This window comes from Neobacillus phoenicis, from assembly GCF_047302305.1.
In the GTDB taxonomy this organism is placed as follows: domain Bacteria; phylum Bacillota; class Bacilli; order Bacillales; family Cytobacillaceae; genus Neobacillus.
Genome location: NZ_CP154847.1, coordinates 4484911 through 4502471, shown reverse-complemented (window position 1 = coordinate 4502471; position 17561 = coordinate 4484911). Strand labels below are relative to the sequence as shown.

The 17561-nt window shown below is 36.7% G+C and carries 19 protein-coding genes; 13 read left to right on the top strand and 6 right to left on the bottom strand.

Annotation, left to right across the window (positions count from 1 at the left end; all coding sequences use genetic code 11):
* Positions 1-33 precede the first annotated feature (33 nt).
* Genes opp3b through AA0X95_RS23040 form a run of 4 tightly spaced genes read left to right on the top strand, consistent with a single transcriptional unit; the run spans position 34 to position 4041 of the window.
* Positions 34-966, top strand: coding sequence for an oligopeptide ABC transporter permease (gene opp3b / locus AA0X95_RS23055; protein WP_413302028.1), 933 nt, complete (start codon positions 34-36; stop codon positions 964-966).
* A complete protein-coding gene (gene opp3C, locus AA0X95_RS23050; protein WP_413302025.1) occupies positions 963-1991 on the top strand; it encodes an oligopeptide ABC transporter permease in 1029 nt (342 codons plus the stop codon). The genes opp3b and opp3C overlap by 4 nt, the downstream gene beginning before the upstream one ends.
* A 16-nt stretch (positions 1992-2007) precedes the next feature.
* Positions 2008-3102 (top strand): ABC transporter ATP-binding protein, encoded by a 1095-nt coding sequence (locus AA0X95_RS23045; protein ID WP_413302023.1) that lies wholly within the window; start codon positions 2008-2010, stop codon positions 3100-3102.
* Positions 3103-4041 (top strand): ABC transporter ATP-binding protein, encoded by a 939-nt coding sequence (locus tag AA0X95_RS23040; RefSeq protein WP_413302020.1) that lies wholly within the window; start codon positions 3103-3105, stop codon positions 4039-4041.
* Positions 4042-4083: 42 nt separating this feature from the next.
* On the opposite strand, the gene AA0X95_RS23035 is transcribed toward AA0X95_RS23040, so the two are convergent.
* Positions 4084-4269: a hypothetical protein gene (locus AA0X95_RS23035; RefSeq protein ID WP_335527067.1), complete on the bottom strand. Its 186-nt coding sequence runs from the start codon at positions 4267-4269 to the stop codon at positions 4084-4086.
* Positions 4270-4847: 578 nt separating this feature from the next.
* On the opposite strand from AA0X95_RS23035, the gene spxA reads away from it, so the two are divergent.
* The 5 genes from spxA to pepF all read left to right on the top strand — a co-directional run bounded on the left by spxA (position 4848) and on the right by pepF (position 11333).
* Complete coding sequence (gene spxA, locus AA0X95_RS23030) at positions 4848-5243, top strand: transcriptional regulator SpxA (RefSeq protein WP_309865821.1); 396 nt, start codon at positions 4848-4850, stop codon at positions 5241-5243.
* A gap of 278 nt (positions 5244-5521) precedes the next feature.
* Positions 5522-6193, top strand: coding sequence for an adaptor protein MecA (gene mecA, locus AA0X95_RS23025; RefSeq protein WP_413310192.1), 672 nt, complete (start codon positions 5522-5524; stop codon positions 6191-6193).
* 236 nt (positions 6194-6429) lie between these two features.
* Positions 6430-7941 (top strand): cardiolipin synthase, encoded by a 1512-nt coding sequence (gene cls, locus AA0X95_RS23020; RefSeq protein WP_413310190.1) that lies wholly within the window; start codon positions 6430-6432, stop codon positions 7939-7941.
* Between the two features lie 240 nt (positions 7942-8181).
* Entirely contained in the window at positions 8182-9387 is a 1206-nt protein-coding gene (locus AA0X95_RS23015; RefSeq protein ID WP_413302016.1) for a competence protein CoiA, read from the top strand.
* Between the two features lie 128 nt (positions 9388-9515).
* The gene (gene pepF, locus AA0X95_RS23010) at positions 9516-11333 is read left to right on the top strand and encodes an oligoendopeptidase F (RefSeq protein ID WP_413302013.1); all 1818 of its coding nucleotides are present in this window, start codon (positions 9516-9518) and stop codon (positions 11331-11333) included.
* 37 nt (positions 11334-11370) lie between these two features.
* Here pepF and AA0X95_RS23005 read toward each other — a convergent pair whose 3' ends face one another.
* The 4 genes from AA0X95_RS23005 to AA0X95_RS22990 form a co-directional block, all read right to left on the bottom strand.
* Entirely contained in the window at positions 11371-11544 is a 174-nt protein-coding gene (locus AA0X95_RS23005; protein ID WP_413302010.1) for a hypothetical protein, read from the bottom strand.
* 353 nt (positions 11545-11897) lie between these two features.
* Complete coding sequence (locus AA0X95_RS23000) at positions 11898-12788, bottom strand: ClpXP adapter SpxH family protein (protein WP_413302007.1); 891 nt, start codon at positions 12786-12788, stop codon at positions 11898-11900.
* Positions 12760-13170, bottom strand: a complete 411-nt coding sequence (locus tag AA0X95_RS22995; RefSeq protein WP_308080523.1) for a globin — start codon at positions 13168-13170, stop codon at positions 12760-12762. Before AA0X95_RS22995 ends, AA0X95_RS23000 begins: the two co-directional genes overlap by 29 nt.
* A 98-nt stretch (positions 13171-13268) precedes the next feature.
* Positions 13269-13853 carry a CYTH domain-containing protein gene (locus AA0X95_RS22990; protein ID WP_413302004.1) on the bottom strand — a complete coding sequence of 195 codons (585 nt, stop codon included), beginning with the start codon at positions 13851-13853 and terminating at the stop codon, positions 13269-13271.
* Positions 13854-13971: 118 nt separating this feature from the next.
* On the opposite strand from AA0X95_RS22990, the gene AA0X95_RS22985 reads away from it, so the two are divergent.
* From AA0X95_RS22985 to AA0X95_RS22970, 4 genes are read left to right on the top strand one after another with little or no spacing between them, the layout of a single operon-like run.
* Positions 13972-14331 (top strand): hypothetical protein, encoded by a 360-nt coding sequence (locus AA0X95_RS22985; RefSeq protein WP_413302001.1) that lies wholly within the window; start codon positions 13972-13974, stop codon positions 14329-14331.
* An 18-nt stretch (positions 14332-14349) separates the two neighbouring features.
* Positions 14350-14988 (top strand): GTP pyrophosphokinase family protein, encoded by a 639-nt coding sequence (locus AA0X95_RS22980; RefSeq protein ID WP_413301999.1) that lies wholly within the window; start codon positions 14350-14352, stop codon positions 14986-14988.
* 47 nt (positions 14989-15035) lie between these two features.
* Positions 15036-15830: an NAD kinase gene (locus tag AA0X95_RS22975; RefSeq protein WP_413301997.1), complete on the top strand. Its 795-nt coding sequence runs from the start codon at positions 15036-15038 to the stop codon at positions 15828-15830.
* 12 nt (positions 15831-15842) lie between these two features.
* Positions 15843-16748, top strand: a complete 906-nt coding sequence (locus AA0X95_RS22970; protein ID WP_413301994.1) for an RluA family pseudouridine synthase — start codon at positions 15843-15845, stop codon at positions 16746-16748.
* Between the two features lie 20 nt (positions 16749-16768).
* Here AA0X95_RS22970 and prpE read toward each other — a convergent pair whose 3' ends face one another.
* Positions 16769-17509, bottom strand: coding sequence for a bis(5'-nucleosyl)-tetraphosphatase PrpE (gene prpE, locus AA0X95_RS22965; RefSeq protein WP_413310187.1), 741 nt, complete (start codon positions 17507-17509; stop codon positions 16769-16771).
* Positions 17510-17561: the final 52 nt, after the last annotated feature.

Below are 17561 nucleotides of genomic sequence, written 5' to 3'. Positions count from 1 at the left end.
TGTTGAAGATTTCATCAATTAGGAGGTGTAGGCATGGCAAAATATCTCTTGCAACGTGTGATTTATATGTTAATTACACTTTTCATTGTAGCATCAGTTACTTTTTTCCTCATGAAACTTATTCCAGGAAGCCCATTTAATAACTTTGAAAAACTCTCACAATTCCAGCAAGACCTTTTGCTAGAAAAATATGGGTTAAATGACCCCGTGCCTGTTCAGTATTTAAGTTATTTAGGTGCTATGGTAAAAGGTGATCTTGGTATTTCCTTTCAATTTGATAATACCCCTGTAACAGAACTTCTCGCTAATCGTATTGGACCATCCGCAACATTAGGATTGGAAGCTATGCTTTTTGGTGCATTCTTTGGAATTCTGCTAGGTGTCGTTTCTGCTTTAAAGCAAAATACCTGGCTTGATTATGGTTCAACTTTCATTGCAGTAGTAGGTAAGTCGGTTCCATCCTTTATTTTTGCTGGACTGCTTCAGTATTACGTTGCAGTTAAACTAGGGTGGCTCCCAGTAATGTTTTGGAGAGGTCCGGAATATACCATCCTTCCAACGATTGCGTTAGCCATGTTCCCAATTTCAATCGCTGCACGTTTTATGCGTACAGAAATGATTGAAGTACTAGGGTCTGACTATATTACACTTGCTAAGGCAAAAGGTGCCAGCTATTGGCAAATCAGTGTGAAGCATGCTCTCAGAAATGCGTTAATCCCAGTTGTTACTGTTTTGGGACCATTGGCTGTAGGATTAATGACTGGTTCACTAGTTATTGAAAGAATCTTTGGTATTCCTGGATTGGGTGAACAGTTTGTTAAATCAATTAGTGTAAACGATTATCCAGTTATTATGGGAACAAATATTTTATTTGCAGTTTTATTCGTAGTCATTATTTTAGTAGTTGATATTCTTTACGGAATAATCGACCCACGTATTCGTATTTCGGGGGGGAAAGCTAAATGAGCAATAAAGAAATAATCATCTCAAAAGATATGTTTGCTCCTGCTCATATAGACCCATCTAAAAGTGAGAAGATTGCTAAGCCAAGCTTAAGTTTCTGGCAGGATGCTTGGTTGCGTGTTCGTAAAAATAGAGGTGCAGTTGTCAGTTTAGTTGTCCTTGTCATTTTACTGTTAATGGCTTTTATAGGACCTCTTATTACACCTTATTCATACGACACACAAACAACTAAACATAATAACCTTCCACCGCGTATTCAAGGTTTAGAAAATGTCCATTGGCTACCGTTTGATGGAACATTATCACGCAGAGATGGTACAGAATATAACGCATATGAAGTCCGTAAAGTCGATGCCTATTATTGGTTTGGTACAGACAATTTAGGCCGTGATCTTTTTGCGCGTGTATGGAAAGGTACACAGGTTTCCCTTTTCATCGCCTTTATGGCTGCGTTAATTGATATGTTGATTGGTGTTACCTATGGGGCGGTTTCTGGTTATTTAGGTGGAAAAGTCGATGGATTCATGCAACGGGTAATTGAGGTTATAGTTGGTATCCCTAACCTAATTGTCGTTGTATTAATGATTCTTGTTCTTAAGCCTGGTATTATTCCAATTATCATTGCCTTAACAATAACTGGATGGACTAGTATGGCTCGTGTAGTTCGTGCACAAGTACTAAAGTTTAAGGGTCAGGAATTTGTTTTGGCTGCAAAAACACTAGGAGCTTCTGATAGCTCAATTATTTTCAAACACATGATTCCAAATATGTTTGGTGTCATTATCATTAACACCATGTTCTCTATTCCAAATGCGATTTTCTTTGAAGCGTTCTTAAGCTTCATTGGACTAGGTCTTCAAGAGCCAAATGCATCTTTAGGAACATTGGTAAACGAGGGATATAAATCAATGATTGCTTTCCCATATCAAATGATTATTCCTTCCATTATGATTGCATTGATTATGGTATGCTTTAACTTAGTAGCTGATGGATTACGTGATGCTCTTGATCCAAAAATGCGTGATTAAAAGGCGGGTGAACTGAATGGAAAAAATTTTACAAGTTAAAGATTTAAATATCTCATTCCATACTTTTTCTGGTGAAGTTCAAGCGATTCGTGGTGTTAGCTTTGATTTATTAAAAGGTGAAACGCTTGCAATCGTGGGTGAATCAGGTTCTGGAAAATCAGTAACAACTAAGTCAATTATGCGTCTACTTCCTGAACACAATTCAGAGATAAAAAGTGGTGAAATACTTTTTGACGGAAAAGATCTAACAAAACTAAAAGATAAAGAAATGCAAAAAATCCGTGGGAAAGATATTTCAATGATTTTCCAGGATCCAATGACTTCTTTAAATCCAACTATGAAAATTGGTAACCAAATAATGGAACCGCTTATCAAGCATCAAAATATGAGCAAACATGCTGCAAAAGAAAGAGCAATTGATCTATTAAAGCTTGTAGGTATTCCTAAACCTGAAATTCGTGTGAATCAATATCCACACCAATTCTCTGGTGGTATGAGACAAAGGGTTGTTATTGCAATCGCCTTAGCTTGTAATCCTAAGGTTCTTATTGCGGACGAACCAACAACTGCATTGGATGTTACAATCCAAGCACAAATTTTAGAATTAATGAAAGATTTACAAAAGAAGATTGATACATCAATCATTTTCATTACACATGACCTTGGTGTTGTTGCTAATGTAGCAGACCGTGTAGCTGTTATGTATGGTGGGAAAATTGTAGAAATTGGAACAGCAGATGAAATCTTCTACAATCCACAACATCCATATACTTGGGGATTAATTAGTTCTATGCCTGACATGGATACACATGATGAGGAATTATTCTCTATTCCGGGAACACCGCCTGATTTATTAGATCCACCAAAGGGTGATGCTTTCGCACCACGTAACCCATTTGTAATGAAGATTGACTTAGAGCAAGAACCACCATTTTTTAAAGTATCTGATACACACTATGCAGCTACGTGGTTATTACACCCGGATGCACCAAAGGTTGAACCACCTGAAGCTGTTAAGAGACGTCAGAACCAATATGTTGGTAACGCAGGTGTGGCTACATTAGAAAAAGTAACCACTGGGCAATTCCCTGGAAAAAAGGAGGGAAACTAAATGGCTCAAGATAAATTACTTGAAATTAAAAATTTAAAACAGTATTTTAATGAAGGTAAAGCGAACGAAGTAAAAGCCGTTGATAACGTTTCTTTTGATATCTATAAAGGTGAAGTTATGGGACTAGTCGGTGAGTCCGGTTGTGGTAAGTCCACAACTGGGCGCACGATTATCCGCCTATACGATGCCACAGGTGGAGAAGTCTTATATGACGGTGTTGACGTTCACGGGAAAAAGTCTAAAAAGCAATTAAAGGACTTTAACCGTAAAATGCAAATGATTTTCCAAGATCCATATGCATCTCTAAATCCTAGATTGAAGATTGCGGATGTTATTGCCGAAGGAATTGATATTCATGGTTTGGCAAAATCTAAGGAAGACCGTATTGAGCAGGTTTATAAGCTATTAGAAACTGTTGGTTTGAATAGAGAGCATGCTAACCGCTATCCACATGAATTTAGTGGTGGGCAACGCCAACGGATCGGTATTGCACGTGCATTAGCGGTACAACCTGAATTCATTATTGCCGATGAGCCGATTTCCGCTTTGGATGTTTCTATCCAAGCACAGGTTGTTAACTTAATGAAAAAATTGCAAAAAGAAAAGGGATTAACTTATCTTTTCATTGCACATGACCTTTCCATGGTTAAATACATCAGTGATCGTATTGGTGTTATGTACTTTGGAAAAATGGTTGAGCTTGCACCGGCAGAAGAGCTTTATAAAAATCCTCTTCATCCCTATACTCAGTCATTATTATCGGCAATTCCAGCTCCAGATCCGATTAGTGAGCGAACTAGAAAACGTAAATCATATGATCCTGCTTCTCATAATTACGATGATAACGAAGCAATTGAATTTAGAGAAGTTACCCCAGGTCATTTTGTTTTATGCTCGGAAAAAGAGTTCAAACAATACAAGGCACAATCGAAGCATTAAAAAAAAACGATCTCGCTTTTGGAGATCGTTTTTTCCTTATATTTATTTTCTTTTTCCCCCAACAGCCTTCCAGCCTGTTTGGTATTTTGAACTTTCATCTACATATTCACTACGGTTTTTGCCACCAAACACTTTTTCACCAATACCGTTTGTAATAACACCCATTAACGCAGTGATTCCCACAATTAATAAAGCAACTAGTGTTAAATCTGTTATGTAACCAGCCATGATCAAAATCCCTCCATTATTGCTAATCGAAATATTCATCAACCTTTGTAAATATCCCCTATATTTTATTTTAAAAGAACTTATGCTTTATTGAAAGAGTAAATGCTAAAACCCGGCAAAGTTTTAGTGAAAAATGTATGCGTTTTCATTTCTGCTTTTTAATTGAGAATAAAATCCTTATAAAATAATTAATACCGTACAAAAATTGTTTAGCAAAGAAATAAATTCCACATTCTTCATAAAACCCACAAAAAACCGGACAATATAAACGAACATTATTAGGTAGAAAATAAAATGATTGGGTAAAATTAATGGAGAATTCGTTAATTTATTGAAACTTTTCTTCCCATCATTCGTCTAATATAATATGAGTGCTGGTTTTCTTGCCTTTCTATAATAATTGGAAAAAGGGATACCTTTTTTAGTATCAGTGGTGTATAATAACGATAGAAATTCCTTATTTATAATTATTTTAATTACAACTGTATTACATTTATAAAATTTATGTTAAAAATAGTTTTTTTTTATATATCACTAAAAGTATTACATCCGTAAATAATAGAGGAGTGTGAAGAAGGATGGTAACGCTATACACTTCACCAAGTTGTACATCATGTCGTAAAGCAAAATCATGGTTAGAAGAGCATGAGATTCCATACACGGAAAGAAATATATTCTCTGAGCCACTATCCATGGAGGAGATTAAAGCAATTCTTCGTATGACGGAAGATGGAACAGACGAAATTATTTCCACTAGATCAAAGACTTTTCAAAAATTGAATGTTAATTTAGATTCAATGCCTCTTCAGGATTTGTTTGGATTAATTAAAGAAAATCCAGGCCTGTTACGTCGACCTATTATTATTGATGAAAAACGGTTACAGGTTGGCTATAACGAAGATGAAATTAGACGATTTCTTCCAAGAAAAGTGCGTACATTCCAACTAAGGGAAGCGCAGCGGATGGTTAATTAAATCAAAGGACCTTCATGTTTGAAGGTCTTTTTGCTATGCAGTCAAAAAATTTGTGGTTTTTAAGGCATTTTGCTACAATAAATAAACTATCATAATAATAACCGATAGGCATTCTAATGGTTTTTTAGTTTTTCACCTTTTTTATTTCCCATATTAGTGCTTTTGTCATAAAATGAAAGTACAAGAATATTTCCTTTTTTAAGAAGGCAAATAGGATGGATTATCTGCTTGGGGGTATTTTGTCCCTTCAATTTGGTAAACGGAAGGGAGAGGTTATGGTGGAGATTGAACGTATTAACGAAAATACTGTTAAATTTTACATTTCCTATGGAGATATTGAGGAAAGAGGATTTGACCGTGAAGAAATATGGTACAATCGTGAACGAAGTGAAGAACTCTTTTGGGAAATGATGGATGAAGTGCATGGCGAAGAGGAGTTTGTAGTTGAAGGTCCGCTTTGGATTCAGGTTCAAGCTCTTGAGAAGGGATTAGAGGTTCTGGTTACTAAAGCACAGCTTTCTAAAGATGGGCAAAAGTTCGAGCTCCCACTTCCTAGTGATAAAATGAAAGATATTCCAGTGGATGAAAAAATTGAAGAACTTTTAGACCAGCATTTTAATCCGGCGCAGTTTGAGGAAGAAGAAATCCTCTTAGAGGAAGAAATTTTAGAATTTCTTCTCGTTTTTAAAGATTTTGAAGATATTATTATGCTTTCAAGCCGTCCAGGGTTAGATGATTTAGTGACTAAGCTTTATCATTTTGAAGGTAAATACTATTTATATACAGAATTTCCTGAAGATGTGTTTGAAGAAGATGAAATTGATGATATTCTAAGTATCTTACTCGAATACGGATATGAAACTCAAATAACTATTCATCGTGTACAAGAATATGGGAAAGAAATAATCAGTGAAAATGTCTTTGCTGAGTTACGAAAACATTTTGGTTAGGACGCATACCGATTTCAATAATGAAATCGGTTTTTTTACATAATAGGAAAGTATAAAACTCGACTTCGAGAATTGTGCAGCACCAGCGCCTAGCCCCTCGGGTCAAATAACCTTCGTCAATAAAAGTCCAAAGGCGGACTTTTATTGACGAAGAACATTTGCCTGTCGGTGCTGACCAAGGCGCTTCCGCTTTTCTTATCATGATTAAATAAGGAATATTTTGGCAGGTGAGTATTCTGAAAAACACAGTAAGGGTTATAGTGTTTGTAGCCGTATTATCCGTACTATGGTTTTTCTTTCGGGACCAATTACAAGGTGGAGTATTTGGATTTCTAAGTATTTTCATAACGTTTTCGGTCATTTTTATTGGGTTCGTTATTTTCTTGGAAAACCGTCATCCTACGCAAACCATCACATGGTTAGTGGTATTAGGTAGTTTTCCACTAATTGGTTTTTTCTTTTACCTATTATTTGGGCGGAATTATCGAAAGGAGAGAATGTTTAGGAAGAAATATTTCTTAGATAAGCAGGCTTTTCTAACGGTAGAAGGGGATGACGATCCAAGAAGTGAAGAGAAGCGCCGATTACTTGGGGAGCACCAAGGAAGATTATTTACACTTGCTCATAAGCTTGGGAACAGCCCCATCTCTTTTGATACTTCTACAAAAGTCCTCACCAACGGAGAAGAGACTTTCCAGAGTATTATTGAAGAGTTGAAAAGGGCAAGACATCATATTCATCTAGAATATTATATTGTTCGACATGACCATATTGGCCAGGAAATAAAGGATATCTTAATTGAAAAGGCAAATCAAGGTGTTAAAGTAAGATTCCTTTTTGATGCAGTTGGTTCCTGGAAGTTATCAAAGGCATACATTAATGATTTACGTGGAGCTGGCATTGAAACGGTTCCATTTGGGCCAGTAAGATTACCATTTTTAAATAATAAATTTAATTTCCGTAATCACAGAAAAATTATCGTCATTGATGGAACGATTGGCTTTGTTGGTGGATTAAATATTGGTGATGAATACTTGGGACGAGACAAAGAAATCGGGTTCTGGCGGGATACACATTTGATGTTAAAGGGAGAAGCTGTTCGGACCCTCCAACTCATTTTTTTACAAGACTGGTATTACATGACTAATCACAGTTTTTTAACAGCGGAATATTTATCACCACAACTTGATTATAAAAGTCATGGTGGGGTTCAATTGATTGCTGGCGGTCCTGATAATGAATGGAGTGTGATAAAAAATATTTTTTTCGCTATGATTACATCAGCTAAGAAAAATGTTTGGATTGCATCACCGTATTTTATTCCGGATGAAGATATTTTTTCGGCAATTAAAGTAGCAGCTTTAAGTGGTGTGGATGTCAGGTTGCTGGTTCCCAACCGTCCTGACAAACGAATTGTTTTTCATGCCTCAAGGTCTTATTTTCCTGAATTATTGGAAGCAGGAGTTAAGGTGTATGAATATGAAAGAGGATTCATGCATAGTAAGATTGTGATTGTCGACGATGAACTTGCGTCGATTGGCACATCGAACATGGATATGCGTAGTTTCCATTTGAATTTTGAGGTAAATGCATTTTTATTCCGAACGAATAGTACGGAGAAACTCGTTATGGAATATTTAAATGATCTCAAATATGCAAGGGAGCTTGAACTACTCACATTTCAGAAACGGCATTTTGGTTTGCGGATTTTAGAGTCAACGGCAAGGCTGTTATCTCCACTTTTATAATCGAGCGCGACTTCGAGAATTGTCCAGTTCCACCGCCTAGCCCCTCGGGTCAAATAACCTTCGGCAATAAAAGTCAAAAGACGGACTTTTCTTGCCGAAGAACATTTGCCTGTCGGGGCTGATCAAGGCGCTTGCGCTTTTCTTATTAACTCGTCAATTTTGACGGGTTTTTTCTTTTTTTATAAAGGATTTCTTGCAAAATATGGCGAATTATATACGAAAAAAGGAGGAGATGTTTGATTGTTAACGGCTATAACAAAAAATGGTAAAAAACTCTGTCTTGGCAATGACTATAAGAAGGAGCGCCTTTTATCCCTTCGAAGTAAGGAAGACTTTTTCTGCCCCATTTGTGGGGAAGGTGTTTTGTTAAAATTAGGCGATCATCGAATTTTTCATTTTGCACACAAAAGTGGAGGAACTTGCCGGGAATTTTATGATCATGAAACCATCTATCACTTGAATGGTAAACGACAGCTGTATCAGTGGCTTATTAAACAAAATATACCTGCCATTTTAGAGTACTTTGACAAGGAAATCCAGCAGCGTCCAGACATTCTGTTTACATTCAACGGTAAGAAATACGCGTTAGAATATCAATGCTCACCGATACCGGAAGAAATTTTTAGTAAGAGAACGAAAACTTATATTGAGAATGAGTACATACCATTATGGATTATTGCAAGCAGTCATTTGCAACTAAAGCGGAGAAACATCGATACTTTATCTAACTTTCAATATTTATTTTTACGATCCTCTTTACAAGGTACCTTATTTATTCCATCTTATTGCCCCGAAAAGCAACACTTTCATCTAGTGGAATCCATTACACCCTTCTCGATAAAAAATGCCTTTACTCAACATTCCTTTTACATACCTGATAGGTTAGAAATAACTGGATTACTGTCCCCAAAACCTCAAAAAAGGATATACATGCCAGAGTGGAAAACAGAAATGGATAGGATCATTCAAAATATGACACGTTATTCTGATCAAGGTAAAAAAAGATTCCTTCTTGAAATCTACAATAATCATCTCAATCCATTTTTACTCCCACCGGAAATTGGCCTCCCAGTTCCTCACTCCATACTCATTCAAACATCTCCCGTTATTTGGCAGACCTATCTATATCTAGATTTACTATCCAATAAAAACCCTGGTGATTTAATTACCATGCAAGAAATGAAGCAGCATTTAAATAAGAGAGTGAACAGACATGATGTGGTAATCAGACACTTACCGCAGTTAAGCCACCTGAATCCTTTGCTTGCTGTTATTGAATATCTCCTCTACTTAATTGATCTTGGTGTCCTTTCTAAAAAGGGAGAAAATTGTTTTCAAGTGAAACAGAAAATATGGATTCCTCACTCTAATAGGGAAAGAGAAGAAAACATGATTCGGTTTAACCAAAAACATGGTTCACTTTGTAAAATAATAAATGAAAACTAGTAGATGGGCATAATATAGTGAGTATGGTAGTTCTTTTCTAACCTTTGTAAAGGAAATTAGAAGAATTTGGAGAATATAACTAGGAGTGAAACCTTTTCGCAATTCTACATTTGAATGGAGGATGGAAGATGTCAAATGAAACTGCTGTAAAATCGCTGCCGGCACGAAGTGAAATCGGTGTAGAGGATACTTGGAAATTAGAGGATATTTTTGCTAGTGATCAGGACTGGGAGAAAGAATTTCAAGACGTCAAAAATCAAATTTCTGGAATTAAAGAATATGAAGGAAAATTAGGTGAAAGCGCAGAGACTCTCTATAATGCTCTTCAATTCCAAGACAAGTTATTAGAACGGATTGGAAAGCTTTATACATATTCACATATGCGCTACGATCAGGATACGACAAATTCCTTCTATCAGGGCTTAGATGATCGAATGAAAAATCTATATTCCCAGGCAGGAAGTCAGCTTGCATTTATTGTTCCTGAAATACTGTCCATCGAGGAAGAGAAGGTTGCAAGTTTCTTAAATGAGAAACCTGAGCTAAAGCTTTATGAACACGCCATTGCCGAGATTAATCTGCAGCGGTCACATGTCCTAACTGCTGAACAAGAAGCATTATTAGCTGAAGCAAGTGAGGTAATGAATGCTTCAAGTAATACTTTTGGCATGCTTAATAATGCAGACATACAATTCCCTTCTATTAAAGATGAAAATGGGGAAGAAGTTGAAATTACCCATGGTCGTTATATTCGATTCTTGGAAAGTGGGGACCAGCGTGTAAGACGTGATGCATTTAAAGCCGTGTATAAGACGTATGGAAGTTTTAAAAATACTTTTTCTAGTACATTAAGCGGCAATGTAAAAAAGGACAATTTCAACGCGCGAATCAGAAAATATGATTCAGCCAGACATGCAGCACTTGCAGCTAACAATATTCCAGAAAGTGTGTACGAGAATCTGGTAAATACAGTTAGTGAAAATCTGCATTTATTGCATCGTTATGTGAAGCTGCGGAAAAAAGTCTTAGGATTAAATGAACTTCATATGTATGATCTTTATACACCACTCGTGAAAGATGTAAAAATGGAAATTAAGTATGAAGAAGCAAAGGATATAATTATTAAGGGATTAGCTCCATTAGGTGAGGAGTACGGAGAAATCCTGAAGACAGGATTTGAAAGCCGCTGGGTAGATGTTCATGAGAATAAAGGAAAGAGGAGCGGTGCTTATTCTTCTGGTGCTTATGGGACACATCCATACATCTTAATGAACTGGCAGGACAACGTAAATAATTTATTTACCCTTGCACATGAATTCGGTCATTCGGTGCATAGCTATTATACACGTAAATCACAACCGTATCCGTATGGAAACTATTCTATTTTTGTTGCAGAGGTTGCTTCAACCTGTAATGAAGCTTTACTTAACGATTATTTATTAAAGACTATTGATGACGAGCAAAAACGGATTTATCTTCTAAATCACTACTTAGAAGGATTTAGAGGTACGGTATTCAGACAAACTATGTTTGCTGAATTCGAACATCTAATCCACCAAAAAGCACAAAACAATGAGGCATTAACGGCTGATGCATTAACTGAAAGCTATTACGCTTTGAATAAGAAATATTTTGGTGAAGAAGATATCGTCATTGACGAGGAAATTGGCTTGGAGTGGGCAAGAATTCCACATTTCTATTACAATTATTATGTCTATCAATATGCAACTGGTTTCAGTGCGGCAACTGCGCTCAGCAAACAAATCTTAGAAGAGGGAGAGCCTGCTGTCAAACGTTATATCGATTTCCTAAGTGCCGGAAGCTCCGATTATCCAATTGAAGTGTTAAAGAAAGCTGGAGTTGATATGACAAGTGAAGAACCAGTTAAAAATGCATGTAAAGTATTCGAAGAAAAACTAAATGAGTTAGAAAAATTACTATCATAAAATGAAAAAGGATGTTGCTTTGTATAGCAGCATCCTTTTAAAATCCTCTAAATCTTTTTCGATCATTAATGTAGTGAACGATAATTAAGATAGCAAAGAATAGAATAGGCGTACTGAGTAGGAGAGGGAAAACATTGAGTAAAGCTAATAAATGAAGAAAAAACGCTCCTAAGGCAAAAATAATCATAACAATAACCGGAATTTTAGTCACAGGGATAGCCCACCTTTAATGGTTTCTTGTTATATGTCTATTGTCCATTTCGTGAAATTATGATTTATTGACAATTATGTGAAATAATACACAATCTTATTGTCACTGTCCTTGAATGCATGGTATATTTAATGCGTGAAGTTGATCACTACAAACATATACCCCTTTGTTTGACCGTGAAAAATTTCTCCCATCCCCTTTGTTCGTATTATATAGAAAAATGCCTTGCAGGCGGAAACTGCAAGGCATTTTTATTTATACAAAAAAGCAACAAGTGCTGGATGGTAGCCTGCACTTGTCGTTTTTATTTATACAAAAAAACAACAAGTGCTGGATGGTAGCCTGCACTTGTCTTAGTCTTCTATATACCTCCAAAAGGTTCCGTACTTAGCTGGTATTTGCTCAACAACCTGTTTAAGAAGCAGCTTTTTCATTTCCTTTTCAATCTGTGAAACGGACATATTATACACTACCGCAATTTCCTTGGATGCTACAAACTTAAAAAACTTCATAAACGATTCTAAAGGAGGCGGAGGGGATAATACAGGCTTTTCAGAAAGCATTTCCTCTAAAATCTGCACATAGACCTCGTAAGGATATGTTCCTGTAATTTTAATCCCTTCATCCTCTGCATTTTCATTAAAGAAAACCAAAGTTGGAATTTCTGTTACATCCATTTCTGAAGTGATTTTAAGGTCACATTGAAAGGCCTTAGCAGCACTTTCGGAATGAATGTCACTTAGAAATTCTTCTACATCTAGGCCTGATGACTTTGCACAATCCTTTAAAACTTCCAAATTTGATATATTTTGTTTTTCTAAAAATAACATCTCCTGAATTCTTCGAAAAAAACGTATTCCTGCTCGTCTTCCTTGTAACTCAGCTGCTTTTATGGCAATGGATACGGTAAATGGGGTATCGACCGGATTCTCCAACCATAGGGTGCCATCACACGACATGCCTGAACGGCTTGCAGTCTTTTCCCATAAATCTGCAATGGTTTCGTAGTTCTTCTTTTTACTCAAATTTAAATCGGCCAACCGCCCACTTAATACATGCTTAATTGAAAAATATCGACCGTATTCAATTTTCAGTTTTTTCAGTATAGGTTCAATAGCCCAGCATTCGGGACATAACGGATCAATAAACATATAGATTTCGATTGGCTTTTTTTCAATTCCACCACATCGTTGCTTGGGACCATTCGAATTTGAATTACTCACGATTTTCACCTGAAATCTCATCGCCGTCTGGCGTGTTTATCATGTGTTGAGCAGTAAGATAAAGCCTGGAGTAAAAATCATCTCTTATCGGACCATGTAATCCAACTTCATCCATTGCTTTTGTCATACAAGCTAACCAAGCTTTAGCCCTTTTTGGTGTGACTGGGAAGGGCAAATGGCGTGCTCGCATCATTGGATGCCCATGTTCTTCCGTATAGAGGGCTGGTCCACCTAAATATTGAGTTAAAAATTGCTTTTGCTTTCTAGCAATTTCGGTGAATTCATTTGGGAAAATCGGTGCAAGATCAGGATGTTGTGCAACAAGGCCGTAAAATGTGTCAATTAATTGGTGTAGTGTACCTTCACCAATAGCCTCATATGGTGTTAGCTTTTTCTCATTCATGTTGACAACTCCTTTTTACCCTTTTGTATTTTTAATTTTATCAATGCCGTTTTCATAGCACAAATTTATTGCTTTAAAAAAAGAATTTTAAATTCGCACTACTCATTCATTTGATACTTTTGCATATAAAAACGACGAATTTTATTCACCGTTTTCCTTTCTGGAATCTTATGGAAAGACAGGAATTCCTGGAAAATAAGCTGACCTTCATTGTAGTCTTCCACTTCATACTCCAGTTCATAATCCTCTTTGTTTAGATATGAACTATGATCAAGGACTAATAATCCTTTCATATAGGGAATTTCTACTCTATTAGTAAAGAGATGACCAAAATATTCAATGTTAGAAAACGGTATTCCATTTGCTTCAATTAATTGTTGAATAACACCCGGTGGCAGCTTTCCGGATTGAAGTGCCATAGTTACTTCTTCTTCTGTAAGGATTTGATTGGTTTCTAAAAGACCGACTGAGGCTGGTTGTTTTAAAGTCATTTCAAAATGATGTTTCTTTTTTCGAATTCTTAGTGCTGAGCCTGCTTCCTTTAAGGAGAAACTGGGCGTATCAAAGTAATGATTTTCCTGAGAAAAGATTTGTGTGTGATCTATTTCAAGTTCATTCAAAAGTCTTTTATATTCTAATTCAGTGAGCATATTTTTGAATTCAATCTCAATGTTTTGTGACATAGCTGATTCCTTTCGATTCATCGATCAATTTTTAACAACTCTTCAACCTCGACTGCAATCCTTGGGAGAAATGAACGAATTATGCTAAAATAAGAGGGTGAAAAATGGAGGTCGAACAATGAAAAAAAAAATTACAATACTAAAGGCAATCATAACAGAAGAAAAGCTTATATTGGAAACAAATGAACCCATTAATGGATTGGTCCCAGGTGAACAGATTCTTGTGGATTCTGATCATTATTCTTTTATTTATTTAATGGAGCAACAAGAAGATTATACATACATTGTTTTACCAGAACAAATCTGGCCTTCTTTAAAGCAAGCTCTTGTAGAAAAGATGCCGGTATTGCTTACTACAACTGAACAACAAATAGAATTGATTAATTTTCATGATGAATTAGATTACGTCATTAATAATATTAAAGGGAACAGTAACTATGGCAGCGAAATGGTTACGAAAGTAGAGAGTTTATTTTAGTTGATTGAGGGTGGAATCATGAAGCATTGGGACCTATTTTTAGCGCCATATAAACAAGCGGTGGCAGAACTGAAAATAAAACTAAAGGGAATGAGAGGTCAATTTGATCTGGATTCTACTCATTCACCTATCGAATTTGTTACAGGAAGAGTCAAACCAATTGCGAGTATCCTAGATAAGGCCAACCAAAAAGGAATTCCGCTTGAACGTCTAGAAGAAGAAATGCAGGATATTGCGGGAATGCGCATAATGTGTCAGTTTGTCGATGATATTCATACGGTAGTTGATTTGTTAAGAAATAGGAATGACTTTGAAATTGTCGAAGAAAGGGACTATATCTCACATAAAAAAACAAGCGGATATCGTTCCTATCATGTTGTGATTTGCTATCCTGTTCAAACGATTCATGGGGAAAAGAAAATTTTAGCTGAGATCCAAATCAGAACACTAGCAATGAACTTTTGGGCAACCATTGAACATACGTTAAACTATAAATATAAAGGGATTTTTCCTAGTGATATCAAGATGAGACTTCAGCGAGCAGCAGAAGCTGCCTTCCGATTGGATGAGGAAATGTCCTTAATTCGTGGGGAAATCCAAGAAGCACAGGCTTTCTTCTCAAGGAAAAAAGAATTAAAACAAGAAGAAAAAAACTAATACACCAACCGCCTTTTGAATCCCATTCATACAAGGAGCAAAATAATATGAAATTTGCCATTACATCAAAAGGAGATCAAAAATCCAATATTTTGATGCACAAGATGAGAACGTATCTACTTGATTTTGATCTAACGTACGATGAAGACCAACCCGATATCGTTGTCTCCATTGGGGGGGACGGTACGCTGCTTTACGCTTTCCATCGGTACAGTAGTCGTCTAAATAAAACGGCATTCGTCGGAATTCATACAGGGCATCTTGGTTTCTATGCAGACTGGATCCCTGATGAAATTGAAAAGCTGGTCATTGCTATCGCTAAAACGCCATATCAAGTAGTGGAATATCCTCTACTTGAAGTAATTATTCGTTATACTCATGCTGGTAAAGAATCAAGATATTTAGCGTTAAACGAATCTACTGTTAAAAGTGTGGAGGGCACACTTGTAATGGATGTGGAAATTCGTGGTCAGCATTTTGAACGGTTCAGAGGGGACGGTTTGTGTGTTTCTACCCCTTCTGGCAGTACGGCTTATAATAAGGCACTTGGTGGAGCCATCATTCATCCGTCTATCTCTGCTATTCAAGTGGCAGAAATGGCATCCATAAATAATAAGGTTTTTAGAACAGTTGGCTCGCCATTAATTCTGCCAGCACACCATACCTGTATGCTAAAACCTGTCAATCGATCCGATTTCCAAATAACTGTTGATCATTTAACGCTTTTGCACAAGGATGTCAAATCCATTCAATTCAGAGTACCTGACGAAAAAATCCGTTTTGCTCGCTTCCGGCCGTTTCCTTTCTGGAAAAGAGTGCATGATTCATTTATTTCTGATTAAGCCGGAGGGAGAATGATGGATTCTCGTTTTCAATTAAAGTGGTTCATTGATGATGACCATACCGGAATGCTCATTAAGGATTTTCTTAAAGAGGAAGAGATTTCTCGAACGGCCTTAACGGATATTAAGTTTAAGGGCGGAAGTATTCAGGTAAATAGAGAAGAAGTAAATGTCCGTTATAAGTTGAGGACAGGCGATGAATTACAGATCTTCTTTCCTCCAGAAAGCCCTAGTGAAGGGGCTAAGGGTGAAGCGATTCACTTGGATATACTGTTCGAAGACGAGTTTTTACTTATTGTGAATAAGCCGGCAGCGATGAATACGATTCCATCTAGGGAGCACCCCGAGGGAAGTCTTGCCAATGCATTAGTAGGCTATTATCAGCAGATGGGGCTTCAGGCCACATCGCATATAGTCACTCGTCTGGATAGAGATACTTCTGGGATCGTTTTAGTGGCTAAACATCGACATGTTCATCATCTTTTTAGCATGATGCAGCAGAACGGTTTAGTGAAGCGGACCTATGAAGCACTTGCAGGTGGAGTAATGTTGTCTGAGGGCGGAACGATTAAGGAGCCCATCGGACGAAAAGATGATAGTATTATTGAAAGAGAGGTCCGTGCTGACGGACAATACGCCTGTACACATTTTCAGGTAATTAAGAGGTTTCCAACTTTTACCCATGTGAAACTGAACCTAGAAACGGGACGGACCCATCAAATTAGGGTGCACATGTCCTTTATTGGTCATCCCTTACTTGGTGATGATTTATATGGAGGAGATACCTTTTTACTTAGTCGGCAAGCTCTTCACTGTAAAGGAATCCAGTTTAGACATCCTATCTTGGGAACAGAAATGTCTTTCTTAGCACCACTTCCACACGATTTATTTGTAATTATTAATGAGGCTGACATATAGAAGTCAGCCTCATTTAATTTTTAATCAAAATATTTAAACTTTTCTTCAATGTATGGCATAGTAGAAGGAACAGAAACAAGTTCCATTTCAGGATACCTTAATCCAGTTAGTTTTCCGCCAAAAACAGCCCCGGTATCGATGTTATATGTATTGTTGATTATTCGCGGCTCTCGAACGGGAGTATGTCCGTATACAATACAAGTATCACCATGATAACTTTTTGCCCAATCCTTTCTCACGGGTGAGCCGTCAGGATGTTTTTCACCCGTAATATCACCATAGAGGACGAATTTTTTTACTTTTGCATGGGTTTGTCCGATAAATTCCTGTTTAATTCCTGCGTGAGCGATTACAAGTTTTTGTTTGTCTAATACTAAGTAAAGAGGAGCCTTTTCGTACAGTTCTATAAATTTTTTACGAATGGACTCTTGCTCTTTCTTATATAATGATTCATATTCTGCAACCGTTGTTTCAAGGCCGTGGGCAATCTGTACTTTATTCCCTAAAAAGAATCGGTACAATTTATTACAATGGTTTCCAGGTGTATAGAAGGCCTTACGTTGTTTAATGACGAGCTGCCAAACCATTTCAATAACTTTTAATGATTCAGGTCCTCGATCCGTTAAATCACCAACAAATCCAAGTACTCTTCCATTTGGATGAATAGGAAGACCGTTGTCCCAATTGTATCCTAGTTCTAAGGTAAGATTTTTAAACTCATGTAAACATCCATGAATATCACCAATAATATCGATTTTTATAGGAAACACCCCCTAATGATTATATTTTGTGAAAATGTTCATTTTTATAAAA